Raw genomic sequence first — 18589 nt, forward strand, 5'->3', positions numbered from 1 at the left:
CACGCTAGCTGACGTTGGCCGTCGCTGGATAGAATTGACCGGCCCGGCCCAGCAGCGTGGGCGCGAGATACCGTGCTCACTTCCGGGAACTCAAACTGAGGTGTAGCGCCATTGCGCCCATGAGCAGTCAGCATTGCAGCGCCGGAAGTCGGCGACTGGCACGAGAGTCATTCTGGCAGGAGAAAATTCTGTAACGATCTCACCAGGCGCAAAGGCTGTGAATTGTCAGAACGAGCCTTGAGCAGGCACAGGAAAACTCGAGGAATCGATCTGCGTCTCCAACAGATCATCTCAGCGCGCGGAATTCCAGTCTGCGCAACACAAGCGTATCGGGAAGAGAGCCAGGAGATTTGAATTCCGGCCTCCTACGATCTGGTCTTATTCTGGTGTCAAAAATAGATCGCTGGCTGAAAGCTTTGTGCGCCTCTTTACACGACAAGTCTGAGCTTCTGCCGCTTCCTTCCGACCGGCTGTTGGCCGGACGGATCTTTGCGCGGCTTGATGAAGTCAGCCCACGCCTGGAGCACCTCGCGTCGCCGTTGGATCATCTCGCTGTCCCAATACGACAGTTCTGCCTCATCGCCGACACGATGCGACAAGCAGAACTCAAGCACTTCACGGCGGAAATTGTGCTCCTTATTGTCTGCGCCCCAGTTTCGGAAGGTCGTGCGGCAGCCATGCATGGTAGATTTGATGGCAGTGCGCTCGATAGCTCCAACAAGGGCGTTCGCGCGGAACGGCTGATGTCCCTCAGCGTGGTCGGAGGGGAATACGTATTTATCTGTGCGCCGCATCGATTGGATGATCTCGATGGCCTGATCTGACAGCGGAACGAGATGCGGTTTGGGTTCTAGGTCGCCCTTTATCTTCATCTTCTCAGCTGGAACCATCCAGGTCTTTGCTTCGAAGTCGAGCTCGGTCCATTCCATGAGCCGGATTTCTTGGCTGCGTGAGACCGTGAGGATGCCGACTTCGGTGCAGCGCGCGGCATTGCCGGGATCAGAGCGCAGCCCTGTCATCATTTGCTTCATCTTCGTGTAAGGGGCGGACCGATGTCCCTTTTTGCGATTTAGCTTGCGGGGAGACGGGAGCAGGTGTTTGAGGTTGCCGCGCCACGCGGCCGGATTCTCACCCGTGCGCAACTTCAACGCCTTGGCTGCGTCCATCAGCCGCTCGATTCGCTGGCGTGTTCGCGACGCTGTGACCGGCTTCACGGTCCAGATCGCTTTGAGAGCATCCAAGACGTGCTCGGTGGTGATCTCATGGAGCTTTTTCTCGTGCAAGCTCGGCACGTCGCGGATGGAGCGCTGCCATTGGGTTAACTCCTCTTTGGACAAGCCCCGGCACCAACCAGGGTACTGCTCGTCTGCAAATTCTTTGAACGTCTTGCTGCTCTGAGCAGCGGCCCGCTTTTTGACGCGCGGATCGATGCCCTCGCGCTTCAATGCAACCTTGTAATCGCGGGCCTTCTCGCGCGCGCTGCTTAGGGTCAGAACGTCCCCCCCTGCGCTGTCGCGGTCGCCAGCCCTGGCGAACTCCATCTGCGCCCGTTTGCCCTCGGGGTCGGTGAAACGGAAGGCCCACACCCGATCTCCGCTCGCGCGTACCACCAGGTAGAGTCCCGCACTGTCCGCATGAACGCCAGCTTGCAGGGATTTAACTTGGTTCGAATTGAGCGCCACTTTAACGTTCCCTTTCGCTTACCACTTACCGTCACGGATCCTTTTTTGCGTCATGGTCAGTGATTCCACGGGAACCGGTGCAGATGTGTGGCCGTCACGGATACTTTCAAATGGACGTATGTGCCTCCTTACCACTTTTTTGCCTGGGCCGCCTGGCGTTCGGCGATTTTAAGCGAAGATAGACGATAGCTTATAAACCCAAGATGCTGTAAATAAAGTAGAATACGAAGAGTGACGATGCTTGGTGATAGTAGACGCGCTACTGAAATTGGATACATGATCCGTGACGGCATTCGGTAAACTCGTCCGCACCACGGCGTTCCGGCTGACGCTGGTCTATCTGCTGCTGTTCGCGATGTTCGCGGCCTCGCTGCTGGCCTATTTCGCCTGGAATACGCGGCGGCTGATCACCGAGGAAATCACGCAGACGGTCAATGCCGAGACCTCGGAAATCAACGAGATCTACGGCCGCGGCGGCATGTTTCGCCTGGTGCGCACGATCGAATACCGCGCGCTGCGCCCGGGCGCCAACCTCTATCTCGTGACGACGCCGACAGGGCAGGCGATCGCCGGCAATGTCGGCTCGCTGGCGCCCGGCGTGATGGCGACGCGGGGCTGGTCGGAGACGGCCTACCGGCGGATCGAGGACGCCGACGACCGCGACCATCGCGCGCTCGTGCGCGTCACCGAACTGGAAAACGGCTTCCGGCTTCTGATCGGCCGCGACCTCGCCGAACGGCGTCGCCTGTTCGGCATCGTCGCCAAGGCGGCGCAATGGTCGATCCTGATCGTCGTCGTGCTCGGTCTCGGCGGCGGCATCTTCGTCGCGCGCCGCGTGCTGAGGCGCATCGACGCGATGACCGGGACCGCGCAGCGCATCATGACCGGCGATCTCAGCGGGCGTCTCCCGGTGGGGCGTAGCGGCGACGAGCTCGACCGCCTCGCGGAAAATCTCAATGCCATGCTGGAGCGGATCGAGGCGTTGATGGCCGGCTTGAAGGAAGTCTCCGACAACATCGCCCACGACCTGAAGACGCCGCTGACGCGCTTGCGCAACCGCGCCGAGGAGGCGCTGGCGAAATCGGGCTGCGAAGCCGATTACCGCGCGGCGCTTGAGCGGACCATCGAGGAATCCGACGGATTGATCCGCACCTTCAACGCGCTGCTGATGATCGCGCGCGCGGAGTCAGGGCAGGCGCGCGGCAACATGGACGATTTCGACGCCGCCGAGGTCGCCAACGGCATCCACGAGCTCTACGAGCCACTCGCCGAAGACGACGGCATGACCTTGAAGGTCAAGGCCGAGCCGACGCCGGTTCACGCCAATCGCGAGTTGATCAGCCAGGCGCTCGCCAATCTGGTCGAGAATGCGATCAAATACGGCAAGCCGGTCGCGCAGGCCGGCGGAACCGTGGTCAGCATGGACGCGAGGCCGATCACGATCGAGGCCCGACGCGACGGCGACAAGGTGCTGCTCAGCGTCACCGATCGCGGTCCCGGCATCCCCGAAGCCGACCGCGCGCATGCCGTCGAACGATTCGTTCGCCTGGAAGCGAGCCGCACGCTGCCGGGCTCCGGCCTCGGTCTCAGCCTCGCTTCTGCGGTTGCGACGTTGCACGGCGGTGAGTTGAGGCTGGGCGACGCCCAACCCGGTCTCGTCGCAACGCTGGCGCTGCCCGCGCGCGCCGGGGCCGGCGACAGGGTTGCTCCGCCAATACCGGATGTGCCACAGAAGGTGGCATGAACCACTCCGCGCCGGGAAACGCGGACAAGCATGGTGAGAGGCTGGCCGCGCGCTTCGCGGAGGCTCCCCATATTGCCGCTTCCACAACCGACGAACGACGTCTTGAAAGCTGGCTGTCCGAGCTCGAGCCGACCCAATCGGCGCGTCTCGAAACGCTGCTGACACCTCCCTTCGCCCGGAACATCCTGGCCGGCATCGCGGAATTCTCGCCCTATCTGTTCGATCTGGTGCGCGCCGATGCCTTGCGCCTGATCCGGTTGCTCGAATGCGATCCGGATGCGCATCTGACGGCACTGATCGCGGAGGCGAGGGGGGCGGTGCTCGCGGCCCCTGACGAGGCCGAGGTGATGCGGCTGCTCCGCCGCATGAAGGCTGAGGCCGCACTCTTGACTGCCCTGTGCGACATTGGCGGGGTCTGGCCGGTGATGCGGGTGACGGCGGCGCTGACCGATGTCGCGGTGTCCTCGGTGCAGGCGGCGCTCCAATACCTGCTGCGGCAGGAAGCCGCACGGGGCAAGATCTCACCGCCCAATCCCGAGGCGCCCGAGGAGGGTTGCGGCCTGATCGTGCTCGCGATGGGCAAGATGGGGGCGGGCGAGCTGAACTATTCCAGCGATATCGATCTCATCGTGTTCTTCGATCCCGACGAGACAACGCTGGCAGCGGACATCGAGCCGCAGCCGTTCTTCGTCCGGGTCACGCAGGGGATGGCGCGCATCCTGCAGCAGCGCACCTATGACGGCTATGTGTTCCGCGTCGACCTGCGCCTGCGTCCCGACCCATCCTCGACGCAGGTCGCGATCTCCCGTGACGCCGCGCTGAATTATTACGAGCGGGAAGGGCGCACCTGGGAGCGCGCCGCGATGATCAAGGCGCGTGCCTGCGCCGGTGATGCCAGGGCGGGCGAGGCATTGCTCGCCGAGATCGCGCCCTTCGTCTGGCGCAAGCATCTCGATTTCGCCGCGCTCGCCGACGTCCACGACATGAAGCGGCAGATGCAAACCTATCGCGGCCAGAGCGAGGTCGCGGTGGAAGGGCACAACGTCAAGGTCGGCCGCGGTGGCATCCGCGAGATCGAGTTCTTCGCGCAGACCCAGCAATTGATCGCCGGCGGCCGGCATCCGGAATTGCGGGTGCGGCCGACACTCGAGGCGCTCGACATTCTCGCCTCCAGCAACTGGATCACCGTTGCGGCGCGTGACGAGCTGACCATTGCGTACGAATTCCTGCGCCGGGTCGAGCATCGCCTCCAGATGATCGCCGACGAGCAGACCCACGCATTGCCCGAAGACAAGGACGCGGTCGAGCGCTTTGCGCGCTTCTTCGGCTATGCGGATCGCGAGGCCTTCGCGGGCGAGCTGCTGCGACAGCTCAAGATCGTGCAGGGGCACTACGAAAAACTGTTCGAAGGCGACGATCCGACCGGCACGGCAAAGCTGCCGGCGCTCGACCACCGTGCGGGTCCCGAGGATCCGCGCCTGCTCCAGCACCTCGCGACGCTCGGATTCAAGAAGCCTGCCGCGGTCGCGCAGACGGTGCGCGACTGGATCACCGGCGACTATCGCGTGTTCCGCAATGAGGCGACGCGCAGCGCCTTCGTCGAGTTCGTGCCGGCCCTGATCGACGGCCTTGCCCATGCCGAGGAGCCGGATCGCGCCGTCGTGGCGTTCGATCAATTCCTTGGGGCGCTCCAGCGCGGCGGCCGGCTGATCACCCTGCTCGGCCAGAACCGCGAGCTCGTCGCGCTGGTCGCGCTGGTGCTGGGTGCGGCGCCGCGGCTCGGTGAGATGCTGGCGCGGCAGCCGCAGCTGATGGATGGCCTGATCGATCCGCGCTTCTTCGGCGCCATGCCGGACAGGCAGGAATTGTCGGGGCGGTTGGCTGCGACCGTGCAGGACGCCGGCTCATACGAAGAGTTCCTCGATCGGCTGCGCCTGTTCGGGCAGGAGAGCCTGTTCCTGATCGGCACCCGCATCCTCTCCGGCACCGTCTCGGCACAGCAGGCCAGCACGGCCTTTGCCGATGTCGCCGAAGGAATCGTCCACACCGTGCACGGCCTCGTTGCCGACCGCTTCGCGGCCCAGCATGGCCGGATCAAGGGGCAGGAGACCGCGATCATCGCGATGGGCCGGCTCGGCAGCCGCGAGATGACGGCCTCATCCGATCTCGATCTGATCCTGCTCTACGATTTCGACAGCGACAATCCCGACTCCGATGGGCCGAAATCGCTGCAGGGTCCGCATTATTTTGCGCGGCTGACCCAGCGCCTGATCAGCGCGTTCACGACGCGCACCAATTATGGCGTGCTCTACGAGATCGACATGCGGCTGCGTCCTTCAGGGCGCGCCGGCCCCGTGGCCTCGAGCCTCGTCTCATTCGCGGATTATCAGGCCAACGAGGCCTGGACCTGGGAGCACATGGCGCTGACGCGCGCGCGCGTGGTGTCGGCTTCGCCCGAATTCCGGATGCGGATCGAACGCGTCATCCGCGGCGTCCTGACCCGCCGCCGCGATTCCGCAATCACCGCCAACGACGTCGCCGACATGCGACGCGCGATCGCCCAGGAGAAGGGCGAGGCCGATTGCTGGGATCTCAAACATGCCGCCGGCGGCATGGTCGACATCGATTTCATCGCGCAATATCTCCAGCTCGTGCACGCGCACGATAAGCCGGAGATCCTCGACGTCAGCACGTTGCAGGTGCTCGACAATGCATGCAGGCTCGGCGTCCTCCCGCAATCGGAGACCGAGATATTGCGTGCGGCCGCACGGCTCTATCACGACCTCACGCAGATCCTGCGGCTCTGCGTCAGCGACCGCTTCAAGCCGGAAACCGCGGGCACCGATCTGCAACGCGTGATGGCGCGGGCCGGCGACGCGCCGGATTTCTCGTCGCTGGAGGCGCGCGTGAAGGAGACGCAGAGCGAGGTGCGGCGCGTGTTCAGGGCGCTGCTGGAAGGGACGTTGCCTTCAACGAGCTGAGCGCCTCGCGGACGTCAGGCTCGAGCCCCGCGCCGCCGGCATCGAGATGGGCGAAGATCGCGCGCTTCATCCTGGGATCCCAGAACTTCTTGATGTGCTCGGCAATTCCCGGCACGGCCTTGCCGTGGCCCTGGCTCTCGAAGAACTTGCCGATCTGGTTGGCCATGTAGATCAGGCGGTCAGGCGACATCGGCAACCTCCGTGGCATGGCGATCGACGATCCGGTCACCATGCGAAAACACCTCGAACCCATCCTGGCGGGCAATGGCGATCAGCGTGATGCCCGCGGCTTCCGCGGTACGCACCGCGAGCGCGGTGGGGGCGGACACCGCGATCATCACCGGCGCGCCGATCGCCGCAGTCTTCTGCACCATCTCGACCGAAACACGGCTCGTCAGCAGCACCATGCCGGCGCCTGCGTCGGTGCGGCTGCGCGCGAGGGCGCCTGCGAGCTTGTCCAGCGCGTTGTGGCGGCCGACATCCTCACGCAGCGCGACGATGTGGCCGGCAGGGGACCAGAACGCGGCGGCATGAACCGCGCGGGTCTGCAGATTGATCGATTGCAGCGGCGCGATCGCCTGCATCGCCGTCATGATTTCTTCCGGCGTGAAGCTCTGCCCCTGCGGCACGACCGCAGCGGGTCGCACGGCTTCGGCAATCGACTCGATACCGCAGATGCCGCAGCCGGTGGGACCGGCGACGTGGCGGCGGCGCTCGCTGATCAGTGCCGCGTCATCCGACGCCAGCCACATCCGCAGCTCAATGCCGTCGTCGAGGCGAACAATTTCGAGCGAGCGGATGTCGTCGACCGATTTAACGATGCCTTCGCTCAGGCTGAAGCCGACCGCAAAATCTTCCAGGTTCTGCGGCGCTCCCATCATGACCGCGTAAGTGCCGCCATTATAGGTCAGAGCCAGCGGCGTCTCCTCCGGAATGAACCGCGTTCCTTCGGACGCGACGCCGTTGCGCCAGATTCCGCGATCGATCGCCTGGACAGCTACATGCATGCGGTTACTCCGCGGCCTCGGCCGGCGCAATGCGCCGCGACTGGCGCGCCTGGGCGTCATAGGCCTTCTGCCAGTCGGACGGGCCGTTCGAGGGCGAGACCTCGACCGCCGTCACCTTGTATTCGGGGCAGTTGGTCGCCCAGTCCGAATAGTCGGTCGTGATGACGTTGGCCTGCGTGTCCGGATGGTGGAAGGTGGTGTAGACGACGCCGGGCGCCACGCGATCGGTGATCTCCGCACGCAGCGTGGTCTCGCCGGCGCGGCTTTTCAGTCGCACCCAGTCGCCGTCGCGCACGCCGCGCTGTTCGGCATCGTGCGGATGAATCTCCAACCGGTCCTCGGCGTGCCAGACCACGTTGTCGGTGCGTCTTGTCTGCGCGCCGACATTGTACTGGCTGAGGATGCGGCCGGTCGTGAGCAGCAGCGGATAACGCGGGCCGGTGCGCTCGTCGGTCGCGACATATTCGGTGACGACGAACTTGCCCTTGCCGCGGACGAAGCCGTCGATATGCATCACCGGCGTGCCTTCGGGTGCCTTCTCGTTGCAGGGCCACTGCACCGAGCCGAGCTCGTCGAGCTTGGCGTAGGAGACGCCGGAGAAGGTCGGCGTCAGCGCCGCGATCTCGTCCATGATCTCGGAAGGATGGCTGTAGTTCATCTCGAAACCCATCGCCTTGGCAAGGCCGATGGTGACCTCCCAATCGGCCATGCCGTTCTTCGGGGTCATCACCTTGCGCACGCGCTGGATGCGGCGCTCAGCGTTGGTGAAGGTGCCGTCCTTCTCGAGGAAGCTCGAGCCGGGCAGGAAGACATGGGCGTAGTTCGCGGTCTCGTTGAGGAAGAGGTCGTGGACGATGACGCATTCCATCGCGGACAGTGCAGCCACCACGTGCTTGGTGTTGGGATCGGACTGCAGAATGTCCTCGCCCTGCACGTAGATCCCCATGAAGGTGCCCTCGACCGCGGCATCGAACATGTTGGGAATGCGCAGGCCCGGCTCGGGGTTGAGCTTGACGTTCCACAGCGCCTCGAACTGATCGCGCACTGCGTCGCCGGAGATGTGGCGATAGCCGGGCAGCTCGTGCGGGAACGAGCCCATGTCGCAAGAGCCCTGCACGTTGTTCTGGCCGCGTAGCGGGTTCACGCCGACGCCGGGACGGCCGATATTGCCCGTGACCATCGCAAGGTTCGCGATCGCGATCACGGTGGTCGAGCCCTGGCTGTGCTCGGTGACGCCGAGGCCGTAATAGATCGCGCCGTTGCCGCCGGTGGCGTAGGTGCGGGCGGCTTCGCGCAGATCCTTCGGATTGACGCCGGTGAGGATGGCGGTGGCTTCCGGACTGTTCTTGGGCTGCGCGACAAAGGCCGCCCATTCCTCGAACTCGCTCCAGTCGCAACGCTCGCGCACGAAGGCTTCGTTGACGAGGCCCTCGGTGACGATGACATGCGCCAGCGCGGTCATGACCGCGACGTTGGTGCCGGGCATCAGGGGCAGGTGCAGCGCCTTCACGTGCGGCGATTCCACCATCTCGGTGCGGCGCGGATCGATCACGATCAGCTTGGCGCCCTGGCGCAGCCGCTTCTTCAGGCGGGACGCGAACACCGGATGAGCGGAGGCCGGATTGGCACCGATCACAAGGACGACGTCAGTGTCCTCGACCGAGTCGAAATCCTGCGTGCCTGCGGAAGTGCCGAAGGTGGTGGCAAGGCCATAGCCGGTCGGCGAGTGGCAGACGCGGGCGCAGGTGTCGACATTGTTGTTGCCGAAGCCGGCGCGGATCAGCTTCTGCACCAGATAGGTCTCTTCATTGGTGCAGCGGGACGAGGTAATGCCGCCGATGGCATCACGGCCGTATGTCTTCTGGATGCCGCGCATCTTGGCGGCGGCAAACGAGAACGCCTCGTCCCAGGACACTTCGCGCCAGGGATCCTCGATCCGTTCGCGGATCATCGGATTGAGGATGCGTTCGCCGTGGTTGGTGTAGCCCCAGGCGAAGCGGCCCTTGACGCAGGAATGGCCGCGATTGGCCTTGCCGTCCTTGTACGGCACCATGCGCACGACTTCCTCGCCGCGCATCTCGGCCTTGAAAGTGCAGCCGACGCCGCAATAGGCGCAGGTGGTGACGACGGAGTGCTCGGGCTGGCCGATTTCGATCACCGACTTTTCGGTCAGCGTTGCGGTCGGGCAGGCCTGCACGCAGGCGCCGCAGGAGACGCATTCCGAGCCGAGGAAGCTTTCGCTCATGCCCGGCGAGACGCGGCTGTCGAAGCCACGGCCGGAGATGGTCAGCGCAAAGGTGCCTTGCACCTCCTCGCAAGCGCGGACGCAGCGCGAGCAGACGATGCACTTGGAGGGATCATAGGTGAAATAGGGATTGGATTCGTCCTTCGGCATCCAATGGTCGTTGTCGCAGCCGTGGCTCTTGCCGGGTGTCTTGGCGAAGACGTGGTTTTCGCCCTCATAGCCGTAGCGCACGTCGCGTAGGCCCACGGCGCCGGCCATGTCCTGCAACTCGCAATCGCCATTGGCACCGCAGGTGAGGCAATCGAGCGGATGGTCGGAGATGTAGAGCTCCATCACGCCCTTGCGAAGCTTCTTCAGCCGCTCGCTCTGGGTATGGACGACGAGGCCGGGCATCACCGGCGTGGTGCAGGACGCCGGCGTGCCGGCGCGGCCCTCGATCTCGACGAGGCAGAGACGGCAGGAGCCGAACGCGTCGACCATGTCGGTGGCGCAGAGTTTTGGGATCTGGTGGCCCGCGTCCATCGCGGCCCGCATGATCGAAGTGCCCTCGGGCACCGTGACCTCATTGCCGTCGATGGTCAGCGTTACCATCGTTTCCGATTTGGAAGCCGGCGTGCCGAAGTCGATTTCTTCGATCAGAGACATTGTCGTTCTCCTATTCCGCGGCCTGAAGCGTGGTCGGTGCCGGAATGAAATCCTCCCGGAAGTGCTTCAATGCGCTGAGCACGGGGTAGGGCGTGAAGCCGCCGAGTGCGCAGAGCGAGCCGAATTTCATGGTGTTGCAGAGGTCTTCGACCAGCGCGAGATTTTCGCTGACGCGCTCACCGTTGATGATCTTCTCGATGGTCTCGACGCCGCGGGTCGAGCCGATCCGGCAGGGCGTGCACTTGCCGCAGGATTCGACGGCGCAGAACTCCATTGCGAAGCGCGCTTGCTTGCGCATGTCGACGCTGTCGTCGAACACGACGATGCCGCCATGGCCGATCAGGCCGTCGCGCGCGGCGAAGGCCTCGTAGTCGAACGGCGTGTCGAACAGGGCACGGGGGAAATAGGCCCCTAACGGCCCGCCGACCTGCACGGCGCGGACCGGCCGGCCCGTGAAGGTGCCGCCGCCGATGTCGTCGACGAGTTCGCCAAGCGTCACGCCGAACGCGGTTTCATACAGCCCGCCATAGCGGATGTTGCCGGCGAGCTGGATCGGCATCGTGCCGCGTGAGCGGCCCATGCCGAAATCCGCATAGGCATTGGCACCCTCGGCGAGGATGAAGGGGACGGCCGCGAACGACAGCACGTTGTTGATGACGGTCGGCTTGCCGAACAGGCCGTGATGCGCCGGCAGCGGCGGCTTGGCCCGCACGATGCCGCGGCGGCCTTCGAGGCTCTCCAGCAGCGAAGTCTCCTCGCCGCAGACGTAAGCACCGGCGCCGACCCGGACTTCGAGGTCGAAGCTGTGGGTGGATCCGCCGATCCTGTCGCCGAGATAACCGCCGCGCTTGGCAGCCCGGATCGCAGCGTTCATCGCTTCGACCGCATGCGGATATTCGCTGCGGATGTAGATGTAGCCCTTGGTTGCGCCGACCGTGATGCCGGCGATGGTCATGCCCTCGATCACCAGGAAGGGATCGCCTTCCATGATCATGCGGTCGGCGAAAGTGCCGCTGTCGCCTTCGTCGGCGTTGCAGACGATGAACTTGCGGTCGGCCTTGGCCTGCGTGACCGTCTTCCATTTGATGCCGGTCGGGAAGCCGGCGCCACCGCGGCCGCGCAGGCCCGAGGCCGTGACTTCGTTGAGGATCGCATCCGAGCCGAGTGACAGCGCGCACTCCAGCCCCTTGTAGCCGCCATGGGCGCGGTAGTCGTCGAGCGAACGCGGGTCGATCACGCCGCAACGGGCGAAGGTGAGGCGGGTCTGGCGCTTCAACCAGGGAATCTCGTCGGTCGCCCCCAACCGCAGCAGATGCGGCGTGTTGCTCGCGAGCGCGTCGAGCAGGGAGGGCACATCGGCTTCAGTAACCGGGCCGAAAGCGATCCGGCCCTGTGGCGTCGCCACCTCGACCAGCGGCTCCAGCCAGTACATGCCGCGCGAGCCGGTCCTGACGATCTCGACTGCAATGCCGCGTCCGGCTGCTGCCTGCTCAAGCGCCAGCGCAACCTGATCAGCACCAACGGCGATCGCGCCGGCGTCGCGTGAGACGAACAGACGCAAGCTCATCGCTGTGCCTCCACAATCAACGCATCAAGGCGCTTCTGATCGAGCCTGCCGATGAGGCGGCCGTCGAGCATTGCGGACGGGGCGGTGGCGCACAGGCCGAGGCAGTAGATCGGCTCCAGCGTGACACGATCGTCGGCCGTCGTGTTGCCGAGCGACACGCCGAGTTTTGCTTCGGCGCGCGCCGCCAAGGCATCGCCGCCCGCGGCCTGGCAGGCCTCCGCGCGGCAGAGCTTCAGCACGTGGCGGCCGGCCGGCTTGTGGCGGAAATCATGATAGAACGTGAATACGCCGTGGACTTCGGCGCGCGACAGGTTGAGCGCCTGCGCGACCATGGGAATGGCGGCCTCCGGCACGTAGCCGAACGCCTCCTGCAGCGCGTGCAAGATGACGAGCGTCGCGCCCTCCTGGTTGGCGTGCTCGGCGATGATTTCGGCGCCGCGCGTCTCGTTCCAAGGCTCAAAAACCGCTGTCATTCTTCGTTCTCAACCAGAGCGTTTCCTTGGGCGCAAACTAGTTGGAATCATTCGAAGATCAATAAAGCTGTCCCGTGCTGCGATTGCGAATTCGGATCGATTTGCAACCGCAATCGACCGATACGAATTGGTAATGGAAGTTGGATCGGCTGCCGGTTTTTGCGTGTTGGCGCAGGCCCGGCGTGCTAGCTTGCATGCCACGATGGAATTCGAGGGGACGACCGGTTGATCGACAAACTTGAACTATTGCTGGCGCTGGCGAAGGAGCGGCATTTCGGACGCGCGGCGGAGGTCTGCGGCGTGACGCAACCGACGATGTCGACCGGGCTCAAGCAGCTCGAGGAGATTCTCGGCGTGATGCTGGTGCAGCGCGGCTCCCGTTTTCAGGGGTTCACTCCCGAAGGCGAGCGCGCGCTCGACTGGGCGCGGCGGATCGTCGGTGATGCCCGCGCGATGCGTGACGAGATCAACGGGCTGAAGCATCAGCTCTCCGGCGAAATCCGCATCGCGGCGATACCGACCGTGCTCGGCATGGTGGCCGCGCTGACGACGCCGTTTCGCGCAAGGCATCCCGAGGTGCGTTTCAGTATCCGCTCAACGACCTCATCGGAGGTGCTGGGATTGCTCGAAAATCTCGAGGTCGATGCGGGGCTGACCTATATCGAGAACGAGCCGATCGGCAAGGTGCGGACCATTCCGCTCTACAACGAGAGCTATCGTTTGCTGACGTCGCCGGACGGCATGTTTGGCGACCGCGAGACGGTGACCTGGAAGGAAGTCGGGCAGGTGCCGTTATGCCTGCTGACGCCCGACATGCAGAACCGCCGTATCATCGACCGCGCGCTGCGTTCGGTCGGCGCGGAGGCGACGCCGACGCTGACCTCGAACTCGTTGCTGGTGCTGTTCACGCATGTGAAGACGGGGCGCTGGGCGAGCGTGATGCCGGCCAAGCTTGCCGAGACGCTCGGCCTGTCCGACACGGTGCGCTCGATCCCGATCACCGATCCCGACGTCAATTACAGCATCGGCATGGTGATCCCGCAGCGCGATCCGATGACGCCGCTGATCGCAGCGCTCGTTAATGTCGCGCGGGAAGTCGCGCCGTCGCTGCAGCTGTAGGGATCACGCCGCCGCCGAAATCCCGGACGCCGCCTTGATCGCGTCGCGCGGCAGGGTCACGCGGACGACGGTGCCGACCTCGATCTTGGAGCGCAGCCGCATCGAGCCGCCGTGGAGTTGCGCCAGCGAGCGGGCGATCGCAAGGCCGAGGCCCGAGCCGTGATAGGTCTTGGTGAGCTGGCTCTCGACCTGCTCGAACGGGCGGCCGAGCCGCGCCAGCGAATGCGGCGCGATGCCGATGCCGGTGTCGGCGATCATCAGCACGATCCGGTCGTCGAGTTGCCGGCTGCGCACCACGACGCGTCCGCCGTCCGGCGTGAATTTCACGGCGTTGGAGAGCAGGTTGACGATGATCTGCTTGGTGGCGCGGCGGTCGGCGACGACGGAGATGGATTTTGCGATGTCGGCATCTAACGTGATGTGCTTGTCCTGGGCCCGGCCGGTGACGACCCGTAAGGATTCCGCCAGCGTCCGCGACAGGTCGAGCTCTTCCATGTCGAGCTTCATGCGGCCCGCCTCGATCTTGGACATGTCGAGGATGTCGTTGATGACCTCGAGCAGATAGTGGCCGCTGGTCAGGATGTCCTGGCAGTATTCCTGGTACTTTTCGCTGCCGAGCTCGCCGAACATGCCCGAGCCCATGATCTCGGAGAAGCCGATGATGGCGTTGAGCGGCGTGCGCAGCTCGTGGCTCATATTGGCGAGGAATTTCGACTTGGTCTGGTTGGCTTCCTCGGCGCGGGTCTTCTCGCGCTGGTACTTCTCGGCGAGGTCGGCAAGCTCGACCGCCTGGCGCTCCAGGGCCGCCTGCGAGCGCTTCAGGTCGATGACGGTGGCGCGCAGGCGCAGATCGTTGTCGACCAGCTTCTGCTCGTGCTCCTTGATGCGGGTGATGTCGGTGCCGACCGAGACGTAGCCGCCGTCCTTGGTGCGGCGCTCGCTGATGTGCAGCCAGCTGCCGTCGTCGAGCTGCGCCTCGAAGGTGCGCGCGCCGGGGCCTTGGGCAGCGGTCTCGTTGTGGCGGGTGCGCACCTCCGGCATGCGGCCGACCTCGAGCACGGTCTCGTAGGAGGTGCCGGGGATCACGGCGGTGTCGGGCAGCTTGTGCAGGCGCTGGAAGTGCGAGTTGCAGAGCACGAGGCGGTCGCTGGCGTCCCACAGCACGAAGGCTTCCGGAATGGTCTCGATCGCGTCGCGCAGGCGGAGGTCGGCTTCCACGGTCCTCTCGGCGAGGCTCTTCTGCTCGGTGATATCGACGGCGATCCCGATCAGGTGCACGCTGGAATCGGTCGCCCCGCGCGTCTTCTCGCAGCGGACGCGGAGCCAGATCCAGTGGCCGTCGACATGCTGCATCCGGAAGGTCTGGTCGATGTGGTCGATCTTCTCGGAGATGAGCTGGTCGGCGATCGCGAACAGGTCGATGTCGTCGGACTTCACCAGCGCGTTGACCTCGCCGAAGGTGAGGAGCTCGTTGCGGCCGTCGAGGCCGAGCATCGAGAACATCGACTGCGACCAGAAGATCCGGCCGCGCGACAGGTCCCAGTCCCACAGTCCGCAACGGCCGCGGTTGAGCGCGGTGTCGATCCGGCCGCGCACGGCGTCGTTGATGAGGTCGCCTTCGCGGGCGCGGGTGGACTGCCAGTGGAAGGCGAAGCCCAGGATCAGGACGACGAATCCTGTTGTCGCCGACAACGTCACCGAGAGCGCGGCGTCCGAGCCCCAGATCGGCTCGTTGCGCTCCTGGATCACGGTGACGAAGCCGGGCAGCGACTTGATCTGCCGCGAGGTCGCCATCGCGGCGTTGCCGCTCGGCAGCGTCATGTCGGAGACGTTGCCGTCGCGCGTCGGCGCCGCGAGCAATTGTGCTGTCGTGATGGCATCGAGCAGGCGGTCATTGCCGGAAGGGTCGCTGTCGACCGGGACGCGGGCGAGGAGACGGCGATCGACGCCGGCCGAGGTGACGATGACGTGGCGGCCCGAGGCCGTGCCCCAGGACGGGATCATATCCGGCAACAGCGCCGGCAGGCTCTCGATGTTCTTGAGCCGCTCCTGTCGCGCGGAGGTGAGGCGGTCGATGCGTTCGGCGAGCAGGTCGGCCAGCGCCGAGATGTCGTGCCGGATCACCAGCCGCTTCTGACGCGTCTGATCGACCACCTGCACGAATGCACCGAGGCAGATCGTGATCAGGAACGCGATGATGAGCGTCGGCACGGCGCGACGAAGCGCCGGCTCTGCAATCAAGAGCCGATGATAGGCAGGTTTCGCGATCGATTGCGCCAATCCCTTGATCGAATCGGATTGGACGCACGCGTTCGCGGCGTCTGCACGCGACATGCCTTCGGCCCCCTAAAAACCTAGCTTGCAACTGAAGTTCGGAGGCAGCCCCACATCGCTTCCGAATCACAGCGATTTGAATCCAGTTTTCGCGGGGTGTCGAGAGTCAATGAATCGTTAACGCGAAATTATTCTTATCCCACGCGCAGTTTGCGCATCGCGCGTCCGCAAACGCACGGGCGCGAGGAGTCCGAAACGAGAACGTGTGACTCCTCGCACGCTCTCCGTCACGCACGCGGCGGTTCGGCGTGGCTGATCACGCGCTTCACGCTCGGGAACGCGCGCCGCAGCGCGCGCTCGATGGCGTCGACGTGCTCGTGCACCTTGATCACGCTCATCGACGGCGCGGCGCGGCAGTGGAAATTGACGATCTCGCCGGCGTCGGTGTTGCGGACGCGCACATTATGGATGTCGTGGATCTCGCCGCCGGCGGCATATTCGGTCAGCGCGGCGGCGATGGCCTGGACGCGTTCCGGCGCGGCATCGACCCCGAACGGCAGTTCCGGTTCCAGCGGCTCGATGTGGACGTCGACCTCGACGTCCTCGCCGAACTCCTCCTGGATGTTGCGCTCCAGCGTGTTGGCGACGTCGTGGGCGGCCTCTAACTGCATCCCGGCGTCGACCTCGAGGTCGATGCTGACGATCAGCTTGGCGCCGAGATCGTGCACCGTGACGTGGTGGACGGCGAGGCCCGAATTGCGCGCGATCACCATGATGCGGTCGCGCACGGTCTCGTTGTCGCGTGCGACGGGAACGGCGGTGAAGGAGAGGTCGGTGTCGCCGAATGCCTTGGCGACGGCGGCTTGCGCGTTGTGCTTGATGTCCTCGACGCGGTCGATCGGATAGGTCCGCGGCACCTTGACGATGGTGTCGATGAACGTGGTCGCCCCGACCATGCGCACCCGCAGCCGCTCCACGTCGATCACGCCCGGGACGCTTCGGATCGCGGCCGTAGCCTTCTCCTGCGCGCCCTCCGGGGCGCGGTCGACCAGCGTCTGCACGGTCGAGCCGGCCATGCGCAGGCCGAGCGCTGCGATCATCACGGCGACCGCGGCGGCCGCCGCGGCGTCGCCCCACCAGAAGCCGAGGGCGGCGAGGATCAGGCCGATGATCACGGCGAACGAGCCCATCACGTCGGAGGCGAAATGCAGCGCGTCGGCGGCGAGCGCCTGGCTCCTGGTCTCGCGCGCGGCGCGATGCAGGGCGCGGGCGCGCCAGAGATTGACGACGATGTCGATCACCAGCACGACGAACGGCACGGCAGAAATGGTCGGCGGCGGGGTTCCCTCGCGCAGCCGGCTGTAGGCCTCGACCAGGATGCCGCCGGCGAGCACGTAGAGCAGCGCTGTGACGCCGAGCGCCGAGACGCTCTCCAGCTTGCCGTGGCCGTAATGGTGCTCCTCGTCGGCCGGCTTGTCCGACACCCGCACCACCGCCCAGGTGATGATGGTCGCGACCAGGTCGATCGAGGAGTGCAGCGCCTCGGAGATCAGCGCGAGCGAGCCGATCGCGATGCCGACCACGAACTTGGCCGCCGCCATGCCGCCGCTGGCGAAGATCGAGATCGCGGCGACCGAGGTTTTGTTGTGCTGGGAGGTCATGGCGGGGATTTAGCAGCCCGGGGGTGAACATCAAGCGGCGATCCACAGCTGTTGTCGCTAGTGATTTGCAGGAGCGATCCGCGTCTTGCTCCGGCCTCCTAGGGTGGGCAAAGGCGCGTTGGCGCCGTGCCCACCATTCGTCCGTGATGGATACAGATCGTGGGCACGCTTCGCTTTGCCCACCCTTACGGGACCGCTGTCGGCGCTCTACGGCACCGTCACCACGATCTTCCCCAAATGCTTGTTCGCCTCCATGTGCTCGAACGCCTGGTCGATGTCGTCGAATGCGAACACCCGGTCGATCGGCAGCTGCAGTTTTCGCGACTCCACCGCGCCCCAGATGTCCTTCCTGACCTCCTCGAAGATCTCGCGGACCTCCTCGATGGTGCGGGTGCGGAAGGTGACGCCGACATAGTCGATGCGGCGCGCGGCGTGCAGGTCGAAGTTGAAATCGGCATGGGTGCCGCCGAGCCGGCCGACATTGACGATGCGGCCCTTCACTTTGGTCGCCGCAAGGTTCTGGCTCGCGACCTTGCCCGAGACCTGGTCGACGATGAGGTCGACGCCTTCACCGTTCGTCGCCTTCAGCACCTCGTCGACCCATTTCGGATCGGAGCTGTCGACGGCGAGGTCGGCGCCGTGCTCCTTCAGCCGGCCGCGGCGCGTGGCGTCGGTCGACGAGCCGATCACGAGCTTTGCGCCCTTGAGTTTTGCAATCTGCATCGCCATCAGGCCGACACCGGAGCTGGCGCCTTGGATCAGCACGCTCTGGCCCGCCTGCACGCCACCGACGGTGACGACGGCGTTGTGCATGGTCGCGAGCGCGACGGGCAGGGTGGCGGCTTCCTCGAAGTTCATGTTCGAGGGCGCGCGGAACAGCCGGCCGTGATCGGCGAGCGTGTACTCGGCAAATGCCGCGCCGCCCGAGCCCATGATGCGGTCGCCGATCTTGACGCCCTTGGCATCCGGACCGAGCTCGGCGACCTCGCCGGCCCATTCCATGCCGAGCACGGTGCCGGCACCCCCGGCCGCGCCATGGGCGTGCCCCTTGCGCATGCCGGTGTCGGCGCGGTTCAGCCCGCAGGCGCGGACGCGTACCAGCACCTGCGTGCCTTTCGGCTTTGGTTGAGCGACGTCGGAAATCCTAGCGCCCTCAGGGCCGTAGACGTAAGCCTTCATGGATTGCTCTCG

General features: G+C 65.1%; 12 protein-coding genes. 3 read left to right on the forward strand and 9 right to left on the reverse strand.

The window, feature by feature from the left end:
* Positions 1–428: 428 nt before the first annotated feature.
* Complete coding sequence (locus GGD65_RS41055) at positions 429–1682, reverse strand: site-specific integrase (RefSeq protein ID WP_179737435.1); 1254 nt, start codon at positions 1680–1682, stop codon at positions 429–431.
* A 283-nt stretch (positions 1683–1965) separates the two neighbouring features.
* Here GGD65_RS41055 and GGD65_RS35895 point away from each other — a divergent pair, with 283 nt between their 5' ends.
* Together GGD65_RS35895 and GGD65_RS35900 are read left to right on the forward strand one after the other, a co-directional pair.
* A complete protein-coding gene (locus GGD65_RS35895; RefSeq protein ID WP_018315832.1) occupies positions 1966–3426 on the forward strand; it encodes an ATP-binding protein in 1461 nt (486 codons plus the stop codon).
* Positions 3423–6407 (forward strand): bifunctional [glutamine synthetase] adenylyltransferase/[glutamine synthetase]-adenylyl-L-tyrosine phosphorylase, encoded by a 2985-nt coding sequence (locus GGD65_RS35900; RefSeq protein ID WP_183238271.1) that lies wholly within the window; start codon positions 3423–3425, stop codon positions 6405–6407. The genes GGD65_RS35895 and GGD65_RS35900 overlap by 4 nt, the downstream gene beginning before the upstream one ends.
* Here GGD65_RS35900 and GGD65_RS35905 read toward each other — a convergent pair.
* From GGD65_RS35905 to GGD65_RS35925, 5 genes are read right to left on the reverse strand one after another with little or no spacing between them, the layout of a single operon-like run.
* Positions 6367–6597, reverse strand: a complete 231-nt coding sequence (locus tag GGD65_RS35905) for a formate dehydrogenase subunit delta (RefSeq protein ID WP_018315834.1) — start codon at positions 6595–6597, stop codon at positions 6367–6369. The two genes, GGD65_RS35900 and GGD65_RS35905, sit on opposite strands and share 41 nt — an antisense overlap.
* Positions 6587–7414, reverse strand: a complete 828-nt coding sequence (fdhD, locus tag GGD65_RS35910; RefSeq protein ID WP_183238272.1) for a formate dehydrogenase accessory sulfurtransferase FdhD — start codon at positions 7412–7414, stop codon at positions 6587–6589. The genes GGD65_RS35905 and fdhD overlap by 11 nt, the downstream gene beginning before the upstream one ends.
* A 4-nt stretch (positions 7415–7418) precedes the next feature.
* Positions 7419–10304, reverse strand: a complete 2886-nt coding sequence (gene fdhF, locus GGD65_RS35915) for a formate dehydrogenase subunit alpha (protein ID WP_183238274.1) — start codon at positions 10302–10304, stop codon at positions 7419–7421.
* A gap of 10 nt (positions 10305–10314) precedes the next feature.
* A complete protein-coding gene (locus GGD65_RS35920) occupies positions 10315–11871 on the reverse strand; it encodes an NADH-quinone oxidoreductase subunit NuoF (protein WP_183238275.1) in 1557 nt (518 codons plus the stop codon).
* The gene (locus GGD65_RS35925) at positions 11868–12344 is read right to left on the reverse strand and encodes a formate dehydrogenase subunit gamma (protein WP_018315838.1); all 477 of its coding nucleotides are present in this window, start codon (positions 12342–12344) and stop codon (positions 11868–11870) included. The genes GGD65_RS35920 and GGD65_RS35925 overlap by 4 nt, the downstream gene beginning before the upstream one ends.
* A gap of 225 nt (positions 12345–12569) precedes the next feature.
* Between GGD65_RS35925 and GGD65_RS35930 the strand changes: the two genes are divergently transcribed.
* Positions 12570–13463 (forward strand): LysR family transcriptional regulator, encoded by an 894-nt coding sequence (locus GGD65_RS35930; RefSeq protein ID WP_018315839.1) that lies wholly within the window; start codon positions 12570–12572, stop codon positions 13461–13463.
* Positions 13464–13466: 3 nt separating this feature from the next.
* Here the strand turns inward: GGD65_RS35930 and GGD65_RS35935 are convergent, their stop codons facing one another.
* The 3 genes from GGD65_RS35935 to GGD65_RS35945 all read right to left on the reverse strand — a co-directional run bounded on the left by GGD65_RS35935 (position 13467) and on the right by GGD65_RS35945 (position 18577).
* Positions 13467–15797 carry a PAS domain-containing sensor histidine kinase gene (locus GGD65_RS35935; RefSeq protein WP_092256462.1) on the reverse strand — a complete coding sequence of 777 codons (2331 nt, stop codon included), beginning with the start codon at positions 15795–15797 and terminating at the stop codon, positions 13467–13469.
* 227 nt (positions 15798–16024) lie between these two features.
* Entirely contained in the window at positions 16025–17398 is a 1374-nt protein-coding gene (locus GGD65_RS35940) for a cation-efflux pump (RefSeq protein WP_018315841.1), read from the reverse strand.
* Positions 17399–17605: 207 nt separating this feature from the next.
* Positions 17606–18577, reverse strand: a complete 972-nt coding sequence (locus tag GGD65_RS35945; RefSeq protein ID WP_183232644.1) for a zinc-binding dehydrogenase — start codon at positions 18575–18577, stop codon at positions 17606–17608.
* Positions 18578–18589 lie beyond the last annotated feature (12 nt).

The organism is Bradyrhizobium sp. CIR18, assembly GCF_014198295.1.
Taxonomy (GTDB): domain Bacteria; phylum Pseudomonadota; class Alphaproteobacteria; order Rhizobiales; family Xanthobacteraceae; genus Bradyrhizobium.

Coding starts and splice junctions, on each gene's coding strand:
- GGD65_RS35900 (WP_183238271.1), top strand. CDS start 3,423: ATGAACCACTCCGCGCCGGGAAACGCGGACAAGCATGGTGAGAGGCTG.
- GGD65_RS35905 (WP_018315834.1), bottom strand. CDS start 6,597: ATGTCGCCTGACCGCCTGATCTACATGGCCAACCAGATCGGCAAGTTC.
- fdhD (WP_183238272.1), bottom strand. CDS start 7,414: ATGCATGTAGCTGTCCAGGCGATCGATCGCGGAATCTGGCGCAACGGC.
- fdhF (WP_183238274.1), bottom strand. CDS start 10,304: ATGTCTCTGATCGAAGAAATCGACTTCGGCACGCCGGCTTCCAAATCG.
- GGD65_RS35920 (WP_183238275.1), bottom strand. CDS start 11,871: ATGAGCTTGCGTCTGTTCGTCTCACGCGACGCCGGCGCGATCGCCGTT.
- GGD65_RS35925 (WP_018315838.1), bottom strand. CDS start 12,344: ATGACAGCGGTTTTTGAGCCTTGGAACGAGACGCGCGGCGCCGAAATC.
- GGD65_RS35935 (WP_092256462.1), bottom strand. CDS start 15,797: ATGTCGCGTGCAGACGCCGCGAACGCGTGCGTCCAATCCGATTCGATC.
- GGD65_RS35940 (WP_018315841.1), bottom strand. CDS start 17,398: ATGACCTCCCAGCACAACAAAACCTCGGTCGCCGCGATCTCGATCTTC.
- GGD65_RS35945 (WP_183232644.1), bottom strand. CDS start 18,577: ATGAAGGCTTACGTCTACGGCCCTGAGGGCGCTAGGATTTCCGACGTC.